This is a genomic window from Acutalibacter muris, from assembly GCF_002201475.1.
Lineage (GTDB): Bacteria > Bacillota > Clostridia > Oscillospirales > Acutalibacteraceae > Acutalibacter > Acutalibacter muris.
On the sequence record NZ_CP021422.1, the window covers coordinates 2974029 to 2987648 of the forward strand.

At 59.4% G+C, this 13620-nt stretch carries 18 protein-coding genes; all 18 read left to right on the top strand.

Going from position 1 to position 13620, the window contains the following annotated elements:
• The 18 genes from ADH66_RS15120 to ADH66_RS15205 all read left to right on the top strand — a co-directional run bounded on the left by ADH66_RS15120 (position 1) and on the right by ADH66_RS15205 (position 13499).
• A complete protein-coding gene (locus tag ADH66_RS15120) occupies positions 1–300 on the top strand; it encodes a PDDEXK family nuclease (RefSeq protein ID WP_066539075.1) in 300 nt (99 codons plus the stop codon).
• A gap of 14 nt (positions 301–314) precedes the next feature.
• Positions 315–1670, top strand: coding sequence for an SNF2-related protein (locus ADH66_RS15125; RefSeq protein ID WP_066539073.1), 1356 nt, complete (start codon positions 315–317; stop codon positions 1668–1670).
• 69 nt (positions 1671–1739) lie between these two features.
• Complete coding sequence (locus ADH66_RS15130; protein WP_066539071.1) at positions 1740–2087, top strand: DUF4406 domain-containing protein; 348 nt, start codon at positions 1740–1742, stop codon at positions 2085–2087.
• Positions 2065–2481 (top strand): DUF1492 domain-containing protein, encoded by a 417-nt coding sequence (locus ADH66_RS15135; RefSeq protein WP_066539069.1) that lies wholly within the window; start codon positions 2065–2067, stop codon positions 2479–2481. The genes ADH66_RS15130 and ADH66_RS15135 overlap by 23 nt, the downstream gene beginning before the upstream one ends.
• A complete protein-coding gene (locus ADH66_RS15140; protein ID WP_084384445.1) occupies positions 2478–3227 on the top strand; it encodes a DNA-methyltransferase in 750 nt (249 codons plus the stop codon). The genes ADH66_RS15135 and ADH66_RS15140 overlap by 4 nt, the downstream gene beginning before the upstream one ends.
• Positions 3228–3313: 86 nt before the next feature.
• Positions 3314–4057 carry a phage terminase small subunit gene (terS, locus tag ADH66_RS15145; RefSeq protein ID WP_207652998.1) on the top strand — a complete coding sequence of 248 codons (744 nt, stop codon included), beginning with the start codon at positions 3314–3316 and terminating at the stop codon, positions 4055–4057.
• Positions 4023–5390: a PBSX family phage terminase large subunit gene (locus tag ADH66_RS15150; RefSeq protein ID WP_066539065.1), complete on the top strand. Its 1368-nt coding sequence runs from the start codon at positions 4023–4025 to the stop codon at positions 5388–5390. Before terS ends, ADH66_RS15150 begins: the two co-directional genes overlap by 35 nt.
• Complete coding sequence (locus tag ADH66_RS15155; protein ID WP_066539063.1) at positions 5387–6838, top strand: phage portal protein; 1452 nt, start codon at positions 5387–5389, stop codon at positions 6836–6838. Before ADH66_RS15150 ends, ADH66_RS15155 begins: the two co-directional genes overlap by 4 nt.
• 4 nt (positions 6839–6842) lie before the next feature.
• Positions 6843–8741 carry a phage minor capsid protein gene (locus tag ADH66_RS20170; RefSeq protein ID WP_066539061.1) on the top strand — a complete coding sequence of 633 codons (1899 nt, stop codon included), beginning with the start codon at positions 6843–6845 and terminating at the stop codon, positions 8739–8741.
• Position 8742: 1 nt separating this feature from the next.
• Positions 8743–8979: a hypothetical protein gene (locus ADH66_RS15165; RefSeq protein WP_066539059.1), complete on the top strand. Its 237-nt coding sequence runs from the start codon at positions 8743–8745 to the stop codon at positions 8977–8979.
• A 4-nt stretch (positions 8980–8983) separates the two neighbouring features.
• A complete protein-coding gene (locus ADH66_RS15170; protein ID WP_066539057.1) occupies positions 8984–9280 on the top strand; it encodes a ribosomal-processing cysteine protease Prp in 297 nt (98 codons plus the stop codon).
• Positions 9281–9374: 94 nt separating this feature from the next.
• Positions 9375–9992 (top strand): hypothetical protein, encoded by a 618-nt coding sequence (locus tag ADH66_RS15175; protein WP_066539056.1) that lies wholly within the window; start codon positions 9375–9377, stop codon positions 9990–9992.
• A gap of 26 nt (positions 9993–10018) precedes the next feature.
• Complete coding sequence (locus ADH66_RS15180; protein ID WP_066539054.1) at positions 10019–11272, top strand: phage major capsid protein; 1254 nt, start codon at positions 10019–10021, stop codon at positions 11270–11272.
• Positions 11273–11288: 16 nt separating this feature from the next.
• Positions 11289–11705 (top strand): head-tail connector protein, encoded by a 417-nt coding sequence (locus tag ADH66_RS15185; RefSeq protein WP_066539053.1) that lies wholly within the window; start codon positions 11289–11291, stop codon positions 11703–11705.
• Positions 11671–12111, top strand: coding sequence for an SRPBCC family protein (locus tag ADH66_RS15190; protein WP_066539052.1), 441 nt, complete (start codon positions 11671–11673; stop codon positions 12109–12111). Before ADH66_RS15185 ends, ADH66_RS15190 begins: the two co-directional genes overlap by 35 nt.
• Position 12112: 1 nt before the next feature.
• Positions 12113–12490 carry a minor capsid protein gene (locus ADH66_RS15195; protein ID WP_066539051.1) on the top strand — a complete coding sequence of 126 codons (378 nt, stop codon included), beginning with the start codon at positions 12113–12115 and terminating at the stop codon, positions 12488–12490.
• 12 nt (positions 12491–12502) lie between these two features.
• A complete protein-coding gene (locus tag ADH66_RS15200) occupies positions 12503–12928 on the top strand; it encodes a hypothetical protein (protein WP_066539050.1) in 426 nt (141 codons plus the stop codon).
• A gap of 4 nt (positions 12929–12932) precedes the next feature.
• The gene (locus ADH66_RS15205) at positions 12933–13499 is read left to right on the top strand and encodes a hypothetical protein (RefSeq protein ID WP_079699433.1); all 567 of its coding nucleotides are present in this window, start codon (positions 12933–12935) and stop codon (positions 13497–13499) included.
• Positions 13500–13620 lie beyond the last annotated feature (121 nt).

Consider the following 13620-nt stretch of genomic DNA (forward strand, 5'->3'; position numbering starts at 1 on the left):
ATGGAAAGAGAACGCGACATTGAAAAATATCTGAAGGCCCAAGTCGAGGAAATGGGCGGTTTATTTATGAAGTTCGTGAGCCCCGGCAACGATGGAGTGCCTGACCGGATCGCTATCATGCCAGGGGGCCACGTCTGGTTTGTGGAGCTGAAGACCAGCAAGGGACGGACGACGGCCATCCAGGAGTGGCAAATTGAGCAGCTCAAAAAGAGAGACGTCCCGGCCATAGTGGTCAAAGGTATGATAGGCGCCAGGGTCTTCATCGAAACTCTGAGAGACGAGCAGGACGGTCTGCTATAGGATGGAGGTGCAAAATGCAGTATCAAGCACATGATTATCAAAAACGAGCGACCCAGCTGGTGATCGACATCCCGAGGATCGGCCTTTTCCTGGACATGGGTCTGGGCAAGACGGTCATCACGATGACCGCGATCCAGGAACTCATGTTTGACCGCTTCGAGGTCTCCCGCGTCCTGGTCATAGCGCCGAAGCGTGTGGCCGAAGATACCTGGACCAGGGAGCACGCAAAGTGGGACCACCTCAAAGACCTGAGGATCTCGAAGGTTTTGGGAAATGAACAGCAGCGGGTCCGGGCGCTGAAGGCAGAGGCCGACATCTATGTGATCGGCCGTGACAACGTGATCTGGCTGACTGAGTATTATCAAGGACTCCGGAAGGGATGGCCCTTTGATATGATCGTGATCGACGAGCTCTCCAGCTTCAAGAACCCCCAGGCCAAGCGCTTCCGGGCCCTCCGGAAGGTCATCCCGCTGGTGAAGCGGGTCGTCGGGCTGACCGGCACACCAAGCCCCAACGGCATGATGGACCTATGGGCTGAGGTGTATCTTCTGGACCAGGGCGAGCGCCTGGGGAAGACGCTGGGGGCCTATCGGGAAAAGTATTTCCGGCCGGGAGCCCGGAACGGTTACGTCGTTTACAAGTGGGAGCCCTACCGGAACGCACAGAAAGAGATCGAGGCCAAGATCAGCGACATCTGCATCAGCATGAGCGCGGCGGACTACCTGAAACTGCCGGAGCGGATCGACAACGTCATCCCGGTGCAGCTCTCTCCCGCCGAGATGCAGGCCTACAAAACGATGGAGTCCGAGCAGCTCCTCCAGATCGAGGACGAGGACATCGCGGCCCTGAACGCGGCGGCGGTCATGACCAAGCTCCTCCAGATAGCCAACGGCAGCGTCTACTCCGTCGACGGCAGCATCGTCCGGATCCATGACGCAAAGCTGGAGGCCCTGGCCGAGATCATCGACACAACGGATGGGCCGGTCCTGGTCTTCTACAGCTACAAACACGACCTCGCGGCCATCCAGGGCAAGATCAAAGACGCCAGGGTCCTGAATACGGCCCAGGACATAGCGGACTGGAACGCCGGGAAGGTCCAGGTGCTCCTGGCGCATCCGGCCAGCGTCGGCTATGGGCTGAACCTCCAGGAGGGAGGCCATGTGATCGTTTGGTATGGCCTGACCTGGAGCCTGGAGCTCTACCAGCAGGCCAACGCCCGCCTTTACCGGCAGGGCCAGGAGAAGCCGGTCATCATCCACCACCTGATCGCCGAGGGCACGGTCGACGAAGAGGCCATGCAGGCCCTACAGCATAAAGACACGAGCCAGGCCGCACTCCTGGCAGCACTGAAAGAGAGGCGCCAGAGATGAACAGGGAGGGCTACAGCGACCCGACCGCTGATCTGGCGATCGGGCGAATAATGAGAAAGGAGCGAAGGAATGGAAAGAAGCATGATTTTATATCTAAGCGGCCCGATCACGGGCGTGGACAACTATCAGGAGATCTTCAGAACGGCCAGGGGCAGACTGGCAGCGATGGGCTACAAGGTCATCAATCCCGCTGAGATGATCGGGGTGCTACACGAGGGCGCCAGTTATGAGGACTTCCTGGACATAGATCTGGCGCTGCTGGCCAAGGCTGACGTCCTGGTGCAGCTTCCCGACTGGGAGGGCTCCCGGGGCGCTAACAGAGAGCTGGGCTTCGCCCTGGGGACCGACAAGATCGTCGTCTCCCTGGACAGTCTTCTGGGAGGAGGTGATGACCATGGACCTGCAGGCGACTTATGATTATCTTATGCGGATCCGGAAAACGGAGTACGCCATCAAGCGGAAGCAGCTCCGGTGTGAAGAGCTGAGGAGCTGCCTGCTGCCGGGCGCGATCCGGTACGACCTCGACAAGGTCCAGACCTCACCGAGGGACAAGCTCCCGGAGATCATGGCCAAAGTAGACGAGCTGGAGCACCAGATCGAGGTGCTGATGCAGGAGAAGGCCATGCTGATCATCGAGATCGGCGAGGCGATCGAGCAGCTTCCTGACGATAATGAGAAGACCGTCCTCACGGAGTTCTACATAGGCCGAGTGTCTATGAAGAAGGTGGCGGCGCTGATCAATTACAGCCCACGGAGGGCTTACTATTTCAGGAAGCAGGGCGTCATCCATCTGGGGGAGGTGTTATCGTGATCCAGCTTTTACATGGGGACTGTCTCACGCTTATGAAGGAGGTGGAGCCTGGCAGCGTCGACCTGGTGCTTTGCGACCCTCCCTACTCCAGCGGCGGTACTCATGCAGGCGACCGAAAAGCCAACACTACCGCCAAGTACACCGACCGGGACTTTGACGGCGCCGCAAGGCTGCCAGCGTTCTCCGGTGACAACATGGACCAGCGGAGCTTCACGGCCTTCATGCGATGGGTGTGCAGCGAGCTGAGGCAGAAAACCCGGGAGGGTGGGATCCTGGAGATCTTCGTGGACTGGAGGAACCTCCCAGCAATGACCGACGCCGTCCAGATGGCGGGCTGGGTATGGCGGGGCGTCATTGTGTGGGACAAAGGCACCAGCAGAAACCAGCCGGGGCGCTTCCGGAACGATTGCGAATATGTGGTCTGGTGCTCCAACGGCGACCTCCCTATCGACTGGAAGGCTGCCAAAGGCATCAAGGCCATGCCGGGCGTCTATCATGTCCCGATGGTGAATCCGAAGCAGCGCTTCCATCAGACGGAGAAGCCGGTCGAGCTCCTGGAGAGGCTTCTGGCCATCTGTCCCCCGGGAGGCACTGTCCTGGACGCCTTCATGGGATCCGGCAGCACCGGCGTCGCGGCTGTCAGGACCGGGAGGTCTTTTATCGGGATGGAGCTGTCTGATCAGTATTTTGAGATCGCCAGCAGCCGGATCCGGGAAGAAAACGAGCGAGCGCTGGAGGACTTTTGAAAAGTCGGCGAACATTGCAAAAATAAATGTGCTATTATGATAGCGTGGAATGATGAGAGCAGGCGAAGGACCGCCTGCTCTTTTTCATGGCCACCAAAACGACGAATAGCGGAGGTGGTGAGGTCGTGCCCAAGGCGAAGAACGCGAAGGCGGACGAAGCCCTGGCGCTCTACCGGCAGGGCCTCAAACTCGTCGACATCGCGAAAAAGCTGGATCTTCCAGAGGGAACCGTCCGCCGCTGGAAGTGTACCTATAAATGGGACGGAGAAAAAAGCGAGCGTTCGGGAAAGAAAAAACCGAACGCTCGGAAACGCGGCGGCCAGCCCGGGAACAAAAACGCCACCGGGCCCCCTGGGAATAAGCACGCGGAGAAGTTCGGCTTCTTCTCTCGCTATCTGCCGGAGGAGACGCTGGAGCTGGTCGGCCTGACCGCTGACTCCTCTCCCCTGGATCTTCTCTGGGCTCAGATACAGCTGGCCTTTGCGGCCATCGTGAGGGCCCAGAAGATCGCCTATGTCAAAGATCAGAACGACAAGACGGTCGAGAAGGTTGAGGAGAAAGACGGCAACGTCATCGGCGAGCGCTGGGAGGTCCAGGAGGCATGGGATAAGCAGGCCAACTTCATGAAGGCCCAGGCCCGGGCGATGGACTCCCTCCGGGGGCTGATCAAACAATACGACGATATGCTGAGAGCTGCCGGTGAGGCTGCCACGGAGGAGCAACGGCTTCGCCTGGAGCTGCTGCGGGCAAAACTCGGGAGCGGCTCTGGAGAGGTGAAGAAGGTGACGATCATCAATGACACAAAGCGACAGCCAGATCCGGATCAGTGATCTGATTATTGAGAAGTTCTGGGACGTGTTCAACGATGACGAGCACACTCACAAGATCCTGACATCAGGAAGAGCTGGGACCAAGTCCAGCGAGGCGGCCATCGAGACTGTCTTTAAGATTGTGCAGGACATCGACGGCAGCGCCGTCGTCATCCGGAAGCGCCACAACAAGCTCCGGAAGACGGTCTACAAGGAAATAAAGAGGGCCATCAAGCGGCTGGGCCTGGACGAGCGGCTCTTCAAGATCACCGTGAGCCCGATGGAGATCACGTTTCTGGAGAACGGGAACACGATATACTTCACCGGCTCCGACAACATCGACGACACCAAGGGCATCATCGACGAGAGCAAGCCGATCAAGCTGGTGCTGATCGACGAGGTGAACGAGTTCTTTGAGCAGGGCGAAGGCGAGGACGAGCTTCAGAACATTGAGGCGACCTTCATCAGAGGCAACGACGAGGGCTTCCAGATGCTCTACCTTTACAACCCGCCGAAGAACCCCAACGCTCCCGTCGTCGTATGGACCCGCAAGATGGAGCAGCGCCCCGACTGCGTCCACGTTCATGTGGACTACAGAGACGTGCCCCCTGAGTGGATCGGCCGGAAGCTGCTGGAGTCGGCGGAGATCCTCCGCCAGGTGGACGAACGCCAGTGGCGCTGGCTCTGGCTGGGCCAGTCCATCGGCGTCGACGAGCTGATCTATTACATGTTCAGCGACCGGCACGTCGGGCGGACCAAAGAGGACGCTTTTCAGATCATCGGCGTGGGCGTCGACTATGGCCAGCAGAACGCGACCACCTACCAGGCGGCCGGGCTGAACGTGGCCAAGCACAAGCTGGAGGGCCTGGCCGAGTATTACTACAGCGGCCGGGAAACGGGAGCCCAGAAAAGCCCGAGCGACTACGCTGGGGACTTTGTGGGCTTCCTGGATGACCTTCATGAGCGATACAGCTGCGGCCTCTTCTATGTCTACATTGACCCCTCAGCCGGGGGCCTGATGGAGGAGATCAAGAGAGCCGCCAGAGGGACGTCTTACACGGTCCTGATCCGGGACGCTGAGAACGACGTCGCTCTGGGCATCTCCAGGGTGCAGAAGCTCCTCACCTTTGACATGCTCAGCATAGACCCTGGGCAGAAACACGCCCGGGAAGAGTTTGGTCTGTACGAGTACGACAAAAAGAGTATTGAGCGGGGCCTGGAGAAGCCGGTCAAGCTGTCCGATCATTGCATGGACGCCATCCGCTACCTGGTGATGGGCCTCTGGTCAAAGCTGAAGCACTTCCTCCCCGTGCAGGATAAAGAAGACGAGGAGCCGGAAGGAGTCATTAAATGAACATTTTCGAGTATTTCAAAAAGAAGGGGATCGACACCATCGACAGCTCCTTCTACACAAAGATTGCAGCATGGGACAGCTGGTACAGATCCAACGTGCGGAACTTCCACCAGTACCGGGTCTATCATGGCGCCAGCAACTACGAGCGCTGCCAGCGGAAGAGCCTCAGCATGGCGAAGAAGCTCTGCGAGGACATCAGCGACCTGCTGCTGAATGAGCGCGTCAAATTTAATATAGCAGACGAGACCACGGCGGCCTTTGTCGAGAGCGTGCTGAACGCTGCCAACTTCACCGTGCAGGGCAACGAATACCAGGAGCGGAAAGCGGCCTGCGGCACCGTGGCCTATGTTCCGTATCTGACCAACATGGAGATCGACGACCAGGGCCGTGTGGTCAATGCTGAGGTAAAACTGGACTATGTAGTGGCGAAGAACATCTTCCCGACTGCCTGGGAGAACTCCCGGATCACGGAGGTCATCTTCGTCTTTGAGAAGACATACAAGCGGAAAAAGTACGCCCAGTTCCAGCACCACAAGCTCGAACCCCGGAAGGATGAAACGACCGGCGAGTCTCTGGGCTTCCAGTACGTCATCGAGAACAGCGTGGTCCTCTGCACGTCCGGGGCCGGGCGTGAGCTGACGCCTGAGGAGTGGAACCAGATCCCTCACTTTGAGGGCCTGGCGGCCCGTGTGGAGACTGGATCCGATCAACCCCAGTTTGTCATCGACAAGCTGAACATCGCCAACAATGTCGACGAGGACGACTCGAACCCGATGGGGATCTCGCTCTTTGCCAATAGCGTCGACGTTCTGGCCAAGCTCGACCTGGAGTATGACAGCTATGCCAATGAGTTCTCCCTGGGCCGGAAGCGGATCTTTGTCTCGCCGGAGATGCTGACCAATGTGGACGGCGCCCCGGTCTTTGATCCTCACGACTCTGTCTTCTACCAACTGCCGGAGGACTACTTCAAAGACACCAAGGAGGCCATGCACGAAGTCAACCCGACCCTCAGGATCCAGGAGCATGAGCAGGCCATCAACAACGACCTGAACCTGCTGAGCTTCAAGTGCGGCTTCGGCACCCAGTATTACCGCTTTGAGCGTGGGTCAGTCGTAACGGCCACCCAGGTCATCAGTGAAAACTCCGACATGTACCGGACGATCCGGAAGCATGAGATCATCCTGGGCGACGCTCTGACAGATCTGATCCGCTGCATCATACGCCTGGGCCAGACGGCAAACGTCCCCGGGCTGGTGCTGGAGACTGACATCAGGATAGATTTTGATGACTCGATCATCGAAGACAAGCAGACAGAGAGGCAGGAAGACCGCCAAGACGTCGCGATGGGGGCCATGAGCCTGCAAGAATACCGCGCCAAGTGGTACGGCGAGACCGAAGAGGTCGCCGAGCAGAAGCTCCCGGACCAGTCTGGCGGGATCCTGATGTGATATTATGGACGAGAGCTACCACAGCCTACTGGCGGCAGGCATAGAAAAGAAATACCGGCAGCTGGAGCAGGACATCATGGACGACATCGTCCGGAGGATCCGGAAAGCTGGGACGATCACAGACTCGGCCGACTGGCAGATCCAGCGCCTCATTATTCTGGGCAACAGCACCCAGGACATCGAGAACCTGATCCGGAAGGCAGTGGACGGAAACGAGGCAGAGGTCCGGAGGCTTTACGCTGAGGTTATTGATCGGGAATACACCCGGGACCGGGGCCTCTACGAGCAGGTGGGCAAGGAGTTCATCCCCTATGAGCAGAACCCCGAGCTCCAGCAGATCACCAACGCCCTCGTTGATCAGTCCAGCGAGGAGCTTTACAACATCACGAAGTCGATGGGCTTCATGATAGACAACGGACACGGCGGCAAAGTGTTCACGCCGCTGGCTGACGTTTACAACGGCTATCTCGACCAGGCGATCACGGGCATGGCCAACGGAGCCTATGACTACAACACACTGATCCGGAGGATGGTCGGCCAGATGACGGCCTCCGGGCTGCGGACAGACCACGCCTTCAGCGATGGGGGCAACGCCTACGGCATCGACTACGCGAGCGGCTGGCATAACCGGATCGACGTCGCTGCCAGGCGAGCGCTGCTGACCGGCTTCGGCCAGCTGACCGGCCGGGTCACGGACATGAACGCCCAGCGCCTCGGGACTCAATACTTCGAGGTCACATGGCACGCGGGCGCTCGACCGGATCACGCGGTCTGGCAGGGCAAGGTCTACACCAAGGAGCAGCTGACGACCAAGTGCGGCCTGGGCACCGGCCCGGGGCTGCTGGGCTGGAACTGCCGCCACACCTACTACCCCTTCATCCCCGGCATCAGTGAGCGGCTTTATACGGACGAATGGCTTGCAGAGCAGAACGCCCGCGAAGCTACGCCGAAGCGCTTCCGGGGCCGGGAATATACGACCTATGAGGCCACCCAGAAGCAGCGGCAAATGGAGACCGCCATGAGGGCAAGGCGTGAGCAGGTGCAGCTTCTCCGGGACGGAGGGGCTGATCCGGAGGACATCACGACGGCCCAGTGCAAATACCAGGCCCAGCTGGACGAGTACAAGCGCTTCAGCAAAGCGATGGGACTGCCGGAGCAGATGGAGCGGGTCTACACCGGGCGCACCCAGGGACGGATCGCCCCCAGCCCTCAGACCTACGCAAAGTGGCAAGCGGAGCAGATCAACAGAGCGAAGGAGCGCCAGGAGAAAAAGCGCCAGGCCGATATAAGGGCCGCACAAAGAGCGGCTTCACAAAATGCTCCGGCATCTGGTACAATAAAGAGAGACCCGGGCGTGCCCGCGAGCTGGAAGAAGGGCGAGCCGATGACGGCCCAGCAGGCCGTGACCGGGACAAACCCGAACTTCAAGCTCTACACGAAGGAATGGACCCTAAACTGCCAGCGCTGCGTCTCCGCCTTCGAGGCGAGGATGCGCGGCTACAATGTGGAAGCCAGGGCCCGCATACTGACCGGCGTCGACGAGCTCCCCTATATGAACGCGAGGACCGGCTGGCTCTCTGTCTATAACGGCGCCACGGTTACGAGCGTACACAAGAGCACCGGGAAGGCATGTCGGGCCACGATTGAGTCAGAGATGCAAAACTGGGGCGACGGAGCCCGGGCCATCGTCCGGGTGCGCTGGAAGTCTGGCGGCGGCCATGTATTCAACGCGCTGCAAGTGGATGGGCAGACTGTTTTCGTGGATCCACAATCCGGAAGCATGGACTGTTCGGGCTATTTTGCGGCGGGCATGATAAAGCCAGGCATGACGGAACTCGTCCGGATCGACAATCTGGACTTTACTGATCGTATAGAGCTATGTGCTAAGCAAAAGGAGGAATAACATGGTCACAATAGAGCAGGCAAAGAAGGCGGCGCTTGATTTTATGGGCGCCGGGCTTGAAATATCGGAGGCGAGTGAACTCCCGGACAAGTGGGTCTTTAGCTTTCGCAACGCTGAGACAAAAGAAGAGCCGGACGTCGCGCCCGTATCTGTCAGCAAAGAGAACGGCATCGCGGCTGAGTTCTTTCCCCCGGAGCATCTGGCGGAGCTGCCGCTTATGAAGCCGATCGAGGTGTGAGCCTATGATCAAAGTACACCTCGATCTTCATCACATAACTGTCCAGGGCCACGCGCCCAGGGCCAACGGCGAAGCGCCGGGCCAGAACATCGTCTGCGCTGCGGTCTCCGCCCTCACCCTCACCCTGATCGAAGGGCTGGAGGCTATTGCAGGCATGACGATCAAGGCCCTCGATGATCCTGGCGACGTCCGGATCGAGTGGGAGGAAGTGAACGCCATCGGCAAGGCCCTGATCGACACCTGGTACATCGGGATCATCCGGATCCGGGACAGCTACGACAACACGATACTGATAATTTGAGCGCCCAGCCAGGGCGCTCTTTTTATGGCCGGACGGCTCTGCCTCAATGAGCTGGAACGTGTTCACGCACACTATAAAAACGGAGGAATAAACCATGAAAAAACACTTCAACCTTCAGCTCTTTGACGACGGCGGTCAGAGCGGCGCTGGCGGCAGCCAGGGCGGAGCAGCCGGGACTGGTGACGGCGGCCAGGCAGCAAGCGCCGGGAACAACGGTGGGGGCGGCTCTTACAGCTTCCAGCAGGCCGAGGAGATTGCAAACGCCAGGGCACAACGCGCCGAGAAGGCCGCTCTCGCGTCCTACTTCAAGCAGCAGGGCATGAGCGAGGAAGAAGTGTCCAAGGCCATCGCGACCTATAAGGCCCAGCAGGCGGCAAGCAGGCCCAACGTCGACAGCATCACAAAAGAGCGCGACGACGCGCTCGCTGAGCTGGCGGCCCTGAAGAACAGCAACGCGCTCCGCGCCAAGGGCGTCCGCGAGGAGGATCTTGACTATGTCATGTTCAAGGTCAGCGCCCTCATGCAGGCGGATGACAAGCTGGACTTCGAGAAGGCCGTCGCCAAGTACCTGAAAGAAAACCCGCGCTTCACGACCGGGGGCGGCACCTACAAGGTGAAGACCGGAACGGACGGCTCCGGGCAGGGCGGAAGCTCTGGCCAGGGCGCCAACGACGCCATCAATGACGCCATCCGTCGAGCAGCGCGACGCTAACATCAACACTTTATGGAGGTAAAACTATGAAAAAGAGATTTTTCAATCTTCAGCTTTTTGACACCGACGCCCAGATCATCGACCGCTCGGGCGCGGAGGCTCTGATCCCCGAGGACAGGGCCAAAGAGATCATCCAGGGAGCCATCGAGCAGTCTGCTGTCCTCTCGGTCGGTCGTCGTCTGGCAGACATGACCACCGCCCAGAACAAGCTCCCCGTCCTGGACTCCCTGCCGATCGCCTACTTTGTGAACGGCGACACCGGCGCGAAGAAGACCACCAAGCAGGCATGGGACAAGAAGGTCATCTACGCCGAGGAGATCGCGGTCATCGTGCCCATTCCCGAGGCGGTCCTGGACGACGCTGACTACGACATCTGGGGCGAGGTGAAGCCCAGGGTGCAGGAGGCCTTCGGCAAGGTCATCGACGCGGCCATCCTCTTCGGAGACGGCAAGCCGACCAACTGGCGCGACGGCCTGGTGCCCTCTGCGAAGACTGCGGGCGCTTCCGTGGTCATGGGCAACGACCTTTTCACCGACCTGCTCGGCGAGGGTGGCGTCATCTCCAAGGTGGAGGAGTCCGGCTTCTTCGTGAACGGCCACGTCGCTGACATCTCCCTGAGGGCCAAGCTGCGTGGACTGAAGGACCAGAACGATCGCCCGCTCTTCCTGAACTCCATGCAGCAGTCCGGCAATTACAGCCTGGACGGCTCTGCCATCTACTTCCCGCGTAACGGGGCCTTCGACAAGACTGAGGCGATGCTGATCTCTGGTGACTTCTCCCAGCTGGTCTACTCTATCCGCAAGGACATCACCTTCAAGCTCTTCACCGAGGGCGTGGTCCAGAACACGGACGGCACCATCGCCTACAACCTGATGCAGAATGACATGGTCGCGCTGCGGGCTGTCATGCGTCTGGGCTGGGAGATCCCGAACCCGATCAACTCCCTGGAGCAGGACAAGACCAAACGCTTCCCGTTTGCGGTCCTGGCTCCCGCTACTACGGGCACCACGCTGACCGTTACGTCTGCCGCAGGCACTAACAGCGGCGACACCAAGATCACCGTGAGCCCGGCGCTCTCTGACGGCAACAGCTACAAGTACAAGACCGGCCCCAGCGTCACCAAGCCCGCCATCGGTGCGATCTGCAAGAGCGGCTACACGGCATGGGACGGCTCCGCTGACATCGCCGCAAAGACCGGCGACAAGATCGTGATCGTGGAGGTTGACAGCACCAGCAAGTGCGAGAAGACCGGCGACGCGACCGTCACGGCCAAGGCCTAAGAGGGGGTGATGGCTGATGTACGTTTCTTATGAGTTTTACACTGAGACCTTCGGGACCCTGATCCCGGAGAAGGACTTCCCCAGGGTCGAGGCGGAGGCTGAGGCGGTCATCAGCTACCTCACCTATGTCAACGGCGACATCTTTGCCAAAGAGGACAGCCGCGTGAAGCTCGCGGTGTGCGCTGCGGCGGAGGTCGTCTACAACAGCAAACAAAGCAACGGCGCCAGCGGGTCCGCTGGTGTAAAAAGCGAGAGCAATGACGGCTACTCTGTCACCTATGTGACTGAGGCCCAGGACGGTCAGACCGCTGAGGCGGCTCTTCGGAAGAAGATCGCCGAGGCGGTCAGGCTTTACCTGCTGCCGACCGGCTGGCTCAGCAGAAAGGTGGGGTGCTGTCATGTATGTGCAGGTTACGATCACAGTCTTCAATAAGCGGCTGAGCGCTGACCGGCGTGAGGTTTATTTTCCGACCTGCATCTCCGGCGCCTCTTACTATGAGTCGAAAAGCTCCGGCCACTCCACGGATGGTGCCCACGCTGAAAGTCTGACCTATAAGCTCCGGATCCCGATTGACGCAAAGGTCCAGAACGACCGGATCCATGCAAACGAGAGGGCCTTCAAGGCCATGACAGAGGAGGAAGCCAGGCAACACTGGACGCTTCAGAAAGGCGACATTGTCCTGGCATGTGAAACCTCCCTAACGGATCCGATCGACGAGGCTGCTGTCAAGCAGCTGGCCGCCACTGAGTTCGTGGACGTCATCACGGTGAAAGAATACGCCGACAACACGATCCGCGGCTCAGCAGCGGTCAAGCACTGGCGGATAGGGGGCGAATAATATGGCATTTAAGCCGATCAGGAGCCCCAGAGGGGCCATCATCCAGGGAAGCAATGGCAGGGTCCAGCTGATCTGGAACAACGGCTGCGCGCCAAAGATGAACGCCGTCCTCAGCAAAAAACAGGAGATCATTGACAGCGAGGTGCTCCGGCGCTGCGCTCCACTGGTCCCGAAACGGACCGGCGCCCTGGAACGCTCCGGCACTCTGGGCACTGTCATCGGTTCCGGCGAGGTGCAGTATATCGCGCCATACGCCAGGGCCCAGTATTACAACACCAGCCAGACCCGGTCTTATGATCCAAGGCGCGGCGGCATGTGGTTTGAGCGCATGAAGACGGCCAACCGGGCGGCGCTCTTGCGATTGATCAACAGCAAATAAAGGAGGCCAAGCATGGTCAAGTCAATTATTGAGGGCGTGACTGCCTTCTTCCTGGACTGCCCTCTGCTGGCTGACGGAGTGTTCCGCGTGGACGCCCTGGGCGACCAGCCGCAAGAGTACACCATCGAGACCGGCATCTTCAACCCCGTGATCGAGACCTACATCGACGGCAGCTCAGACCGGCGCTACCAGTTCAACTTTGGCAGCCGCGAGTATTACGGAATGGACCGCCTCCAGAATATCGCGAACAGTTCCTTCTATGAGGACTTCGCGGCATGGGTGGAGGCCCAGAGCACAGCGGGCAACTTCCCGGAGCTCCCTGAGGGGATGCACCCGGAGCAGCTCGCTGTTTTGTCGTCTGGCTACATGTTCGACGAGTCGATGCAGAACGCCAGATACCAGATACAGATCGAACTCATTTATCACAAGGAGGCATAAGCGCATGAAAAAGAAAATTTTTGATCTTCAGCTCTTTGACGAGAGCCGCGCTGCCCTGCTCCGGAACGCCATCGCGGACTACGCCGAGATCGATGGCACCTACGAGCTCATGGGCACCGGCTTCACTACCCTGGACGAGAGTCCCGGGGCCCAGACCGACAGCGAGACCTATGTCAACGAGGTCACAGCCTCGACTGACATCACCGGCTACGAGACCGAGTTCTCTTACGAGTCCCGCCTGATCCCTTCCCAGAAAGCGATTTACAAGCTCTGGAAGATGGGGCGCGACCACGCCACCGGCGACGAGGCTCAGCTAAAATATGTCCGGGTGGAGCTCTTCAACCCGATCGGGACCCCGAGCGAGACATCGGCCGAATACACCGCCCGCCAGTTTACCGTGGCCAATGAGGTCAGCGATAACTCCGGAGCAGGCGGCGAGAAGATCAGCGTCTCCGGCACGCTTCACGCGGTCGGCGATCCCATCCAGGGCAAATTTGACACCGTGAGCAAAAAGTTCACGGCTGGCACTTTCGCTGGCAAATACGACGCTCCCGTCGTTTCCGGCGACTAAACAAGTAAACACTGGCTCCGTACTACTGGCCCGATGGGGCAGTGAGCGACCAGGCACCAGCAGGCGCAACGGTGCAGCCTGCTGGTGCTCTTTTTATAGCACCGACCAGAGGAGGAAAACA

Coding starts and splice junctions, on each gene's coding strand:
- ADH66_RS15120 (WP_066539075.1), top strand. CDS start 1: ATGGAAAGAGAACGCGACATTGAAAAATATCTGAAGGCCCAAGTCGAG.
- ADH66_RS15125 (WP_066539073.1), top strand. CDS start 315: ATGCAGTATCAAGCACATGATTATCAAAAACGAGCGACCCAGCTGGTG.
- ADH66_RS15130 (WP_066539071.1), top strand. CDS start 1,740: ATGGAAAGAAGCATGATTTTATATCTAAGCGGCCCGATCACGGGCGTG.
- ADH66_RS15135 (WP_066539069.1), top strand. CDS start 2,065: ATGGACCTGCAGGCGACTTATGATTATCTTATGCGGATCCGGAAAACG.
- terS (WP_207652998.1), top strand. CDS start 3,314: ATGGCCACCAAAACGACGAATAGCGGAGGTGGTGAGGTCGTGCCCAAG.
- ADH66_RS15150 (WP_066539065.1), top strand. CDS start 4,023: ATGACACAAAGCGACAGCCAGATCCGGATCAGTGATCTGATTATTGAG.
- ADH66_RS15155 (WP_066539063.1), top strand. CDS start 5,387: ATGAACATTTTCGAGTATTTCAAAAAGAAGGGGATCGACACCATCGAC.
- ADH66_RS20170 (WP_066539061.1), top strand. CDS start 6,843: ATGGACGAGAGCTACCACAGCCTACTGGCGGCAGGCATAGAAAAGAAA.
- ADH66_RS15165 (WP_066539059.1), top strand. CDS start 8,743: ATGGTCACAATAGAGCAGGCAAAGAAGGCGGCGCTTGATTTTATGGGC.
- ADH66_RS15170 (WP_066539057.1), top strand. CDS start 8,984: ATGATCAAAGTACACCTCGATCTTCATCACATAACTGTCCAGGGCCAC.
- ADH66_RS15175 (WP_066539056.1), top strand. CDS start 9,375: ATGAAAAAACACTTCAACCTTCAGCTCTTTGACGACGGCGGTCAGAGC.
- ADH66_RS15180 (WP_066539054.1), top strand. CDS start 10,019: ATGAAAAAGAGATTTTTCAATCTTCAGCTTTTTGACACCGACGCCCAG.
- ADH66_RS15185 (WP_066539053.1), top strand. CDS start 11,289: ATGTACGTTTCTTATGAGTTTTACACTGAGACCTTCGGGACCCTGATC.
- ADH66_RS15190 (WP_066539052.1), top strand. CDS start 11,671: ATGTATGTGCAGGTTACGATCACAGTCTTCAATAAGCGGCTGAGCGCT.
- ADH66_RS15195 (WP_066539051.1), top strand. CDS start 12,113: ATGGCATTTAAGCCGATCAGGAGCCCCAGAGGGGCCATCATCCAGGGA.
- ADH66_RS15200 (WP_066539050.1), top strand. CDS start 12,503: ATGGTCAAGTCAATTATTGAGGGCGTGACTGCCTTCTTCCTGGACTGC.
- ADH66_RS15205 (WP_079699433.1), top strand. CDS start 12,933: ATGAAAAAGAAAATTTTTGATCTTCAGCTCTTTGACGAGAGCCGCGCT.